Genomic DNA, 3,345 nt, shown 5'->3' with positions numbered 1-3,345 from the left:
CTAGATCGTTCTTTAAAAATTTGGGTATGTGATAGAAAGATAGACTGGATAACACTTTCACTGGTGTTTATTCAGGCTAAGGTAAAATTTGTGAGTTTAATCGCGAATTTTCGGCGAATGTCGTCTTCACAGTATAACCAGATTGCTTGGGGTTATATGGTCAAGTGAAGAAGCGCATACGGTGGATGCCTTGGCAGTCAGAGGCGATGAAAGACGTGGTAGCCTGCGAAAAGCTTCGGGGAGTCGGCAAACAGACTTTGATCCGGAGATGTCTGAATGGGGGAACCCACCTAACATAAGTTAGGTATCTTAAGCTGAATACATAGGCTTAAGAAGCGAACCAGGGGAACTGAAACATCTAAGTACCCTGAGGAAAAGAAATCAACCGAGATTCCCTTAGTAGTGGCGAGCGAACGGGGACTAGCCCTTAAGTGGCTTTGAGATTAGCGGAACGCTCTGGAAAGTGCGGCCATAGTGGGTGATAGCCCTGTACGCGAAAATCTCTTAGTCATGAAATCGAGTAGGACGGAGCACGAGAAACTTTGTCTGAATATGGGGGGACCATCCTCCAAGGCTAAATACTACTGACTGACCGATAGTGAACTAGTACCGTGAGGGAAAGGCGAAAAGAACCCCGGAGAGGGGAGTGAAATAGATCCTGAAACCGTATGCGTACAAGCAGTGGGAGCCCACTTTGTTGGGTGACTGCGTACCTTTTGTATAATGGGTCAGCGACTTATTTTCAGTGGCGAGCTTAACCGAATAGGGGAGGCGTAGCGAAAGCGAGTCTTAATAGGGCGTCTAGTCGCTGGGAATAGACCCGAAACCGGGCGATCTATCCATGGGCAGGTTGAAGGTTGGGTAACACTAACTGGAGGACCGAACCGACTACCGTTGAAAAGTTAGCGGATGACCTGTGGATCGGAGTGAAAGGCTAATCAAGCTCGGAGATAGCTGGTTCTCCTCGAAAGCTATTTAGGTAGCGCCTCATGTATCACTGTAGGGGGTAGAGCACTGTTTCGGCTAGGGGGTCATCCCGACTTACCAAACCGATGCAAACTCCGAATACCTACAAGTGCCGAGCATGGGAGACACACGGCGGGTGCTAACGTCCGTCGTGAAAAGGGAAACAACCCAGACCGTCAGCTAAGGTCCCAAAGTTATGGTTAAGTGGGAAACGATGTGGGAAGGCTTAGACAGCTAGGAGGTTGGCTTAGAAGCAGCCACCCTTTAAAGAAAGCGTAATAGCTCACTAGTCGAGTCGGCCTGCGCGGAAGATGTAACGGGGCTCAAACCATACACCGAAGCTACGGGTATCATCTTCGGATGATGCGGTAGAGGAGCGTTCTGTAAGCCTGTGAAGGTGAGTTGAGAAGCTTGCTGGAGGTATCAGAAGTGCGAATGCTGACATGAGTAACGACAATGGGTGTGAAAAACACCCACGCCGAAAGACCAAGGTTTCCTGCGCAACGTTAATCGACGCAGGGTTAGTCGGTCCCTAAGGCGAGGCTGAAAAGCGTAGTCGATGGAAAACAGGTTAATATTCCTGTACTTCTGGTTATTGCGATGGAGGGACGGAGAAGGCTAGGCCAGCTTGGCGTTGGTTGTCCAAGTTTAAGGTGGTAGGCTGGAATCTTAGGTAAATCCGGGATTCTAAGGCCGAGAGCTGATGACGAGTGTTCTTTTAGAACACGAAGTGGTTGATGCCATGCTTCCAAGAAAAGCTTCTAAGCTTCAGGTAACCAGGAACCGTACCCCAAACCGACACAGGTGGTTGGGTAGAGAATACCAAGGCGCTTGAGAGAACTCGGGTGAAGGAACTAGGCAAAATGGCACCGTAACTTCGGGAGAAGGTGCGCCGGTGAGGGTGAAGGACTTGCTCCGTAAGCTCATGCCGGTCGAAGATACCAGGCCGCTGCGACTGTTTATTAAAAACACAGCACTCTGCAAACACGAAAGTGGACGTATAGGGTGTGACGCCTGCCCGGTGCCGGAAGGTTAATTGATGGGGTTAGCTAACGCGAAGCTCTTGATCGAAGCCCCGGTAAACGGCGGCCGTAACTATAACGGTCCTAAGGTAGCGAAATTCCTTGTCGGGTAAGTTCCGACCTGCACGAATGGCGTAACGATGGCGGCGCTGTCTCCACCCGAGACTCAGTGAAATTGAAATCGCTGTGAAGATGCAGTGTATCCGCGGCTAGACGGAAAGACCCCGTGAACCTTTACTATAGCTTTGCACTGGACTTTGAATTTGCTTGTGTAGGATAGGTGGGAGGCTTTGAAGCGTGGACGCCAGTTCGCGTGGAGCCATCCTTGAAATACCACCCTGGCAACTTTGAGGTTCTAACTCAGGTCCGTTATCCGGATCGAGGACAGTGTATGGTGGGTAGTTTGACTGGGGCGGTCTCCTCCTAAAGAGTAACGGAGGAGTACGAAGGTGCGCTCAGACCGGTCGGAAATCGGTCGTAGAGTATAAAGGCAAAAGCGCGCTTGACTGCGAGACAGACACGTCGAGCAGGTACGAAAGTAGGTCTTAGTGATCCGGTGGTTCTGTATGGAAGGGCCATCGCTCAACGGATAAAAGGTACTCCGGGGATAACAGGCTGATACCGCCCAAGAGTTCATATCGACGGCGGTGTTTGGCACCTCGATGTCGGCTCATCACATCCTGGGGCTGAAGCCGGTCCCAAGGGTATGGCTGTTCGCCATTTAAAGTGGTACGCGAGCTGGGTTTAGAACGTCGTGAGACAGTTCGGTCCCTATCTGCCGTGGACGTTTGAGATTTGAGAGGGGCTGCTCCTAGTACGAGAGGACCGGAGTGGACGAACCTCTGGTGTTCCGGTTGTCACGCCAGTGGCATTGCCGGGTAGCTATGTTCGGAATAGATAACCGCTGAAAGCATCTAAGCGGGAAACTAGCCTCAAGATGAGATCTCACTGGGACCTTGAGTCCCCTGAAGGGCCGTCGAAGACTACGACGTTGATAGGTTGGGTGTGTAAGCGCTGTGAGGCGTTGAGCTAACCAATACTAATTGCCCGTGAGGCTTGACCATATAACACCCAAGCAATTTGACTACTCGAAAGAGCATCAGATTGCGGTGTGTGAAGACGCAATGAACCGAAAGTTCGAGAAGCAAACACACAAACTATCGCATACCCAATTCGCTGGAACGTCGTAAGACGCGTCAGCTCAAGAATTTCTTGACGACCATAGAGCATTGGAACCACCTGATCCCATCCCGAACTCAGCAGTGAAACGATGCATCGCCGATGGTAGTGTGGGGTTTCCCCATGTGAGAGTAGGTCATCGTCAAGATTAAATTCCGAAACCCCAATTGCGAAAGCA

The 3,345-nt window shown here is 50.8% G+C and carries 2 rRNA genes; both read left to right on the top strand.

The features are described from left to right. Window positions 1-158: 158 nt before the first annotated feature. Window positions 159-3,052: ribosomal RNA gene (locus KGB24_RS28480) — 23S ribosomal RNA — on the top strand. Between the two features lie 147 nt (window positions 3,053-3,199). After that, a 5S ribosomal RNA gene (gene rrf / locus KGB24_RS28475) occupies window positions 3,200-3,315 on the top strand. The last annotated feature ends 30 nt before the right edge of the window (window positions 3,316-3,345 follow it).

The organism is Pseudomonas sp. BF-RE-25, from assembly GCF_019956105.1.
Taxonomy (GTDB): domain Bacteria; phylum Pseudomonadota; class Gammaproteobacteria; order Pseudomonadales; family Pseudomonadaceae; genus Aquipseudomonas; species Aquipseudomonas migulae.
The sequence above is the reverse complement of the archived record's forward strand: the minus strand, read 5'-3'. Positions and strand labels throughout refer to the sequence as shown.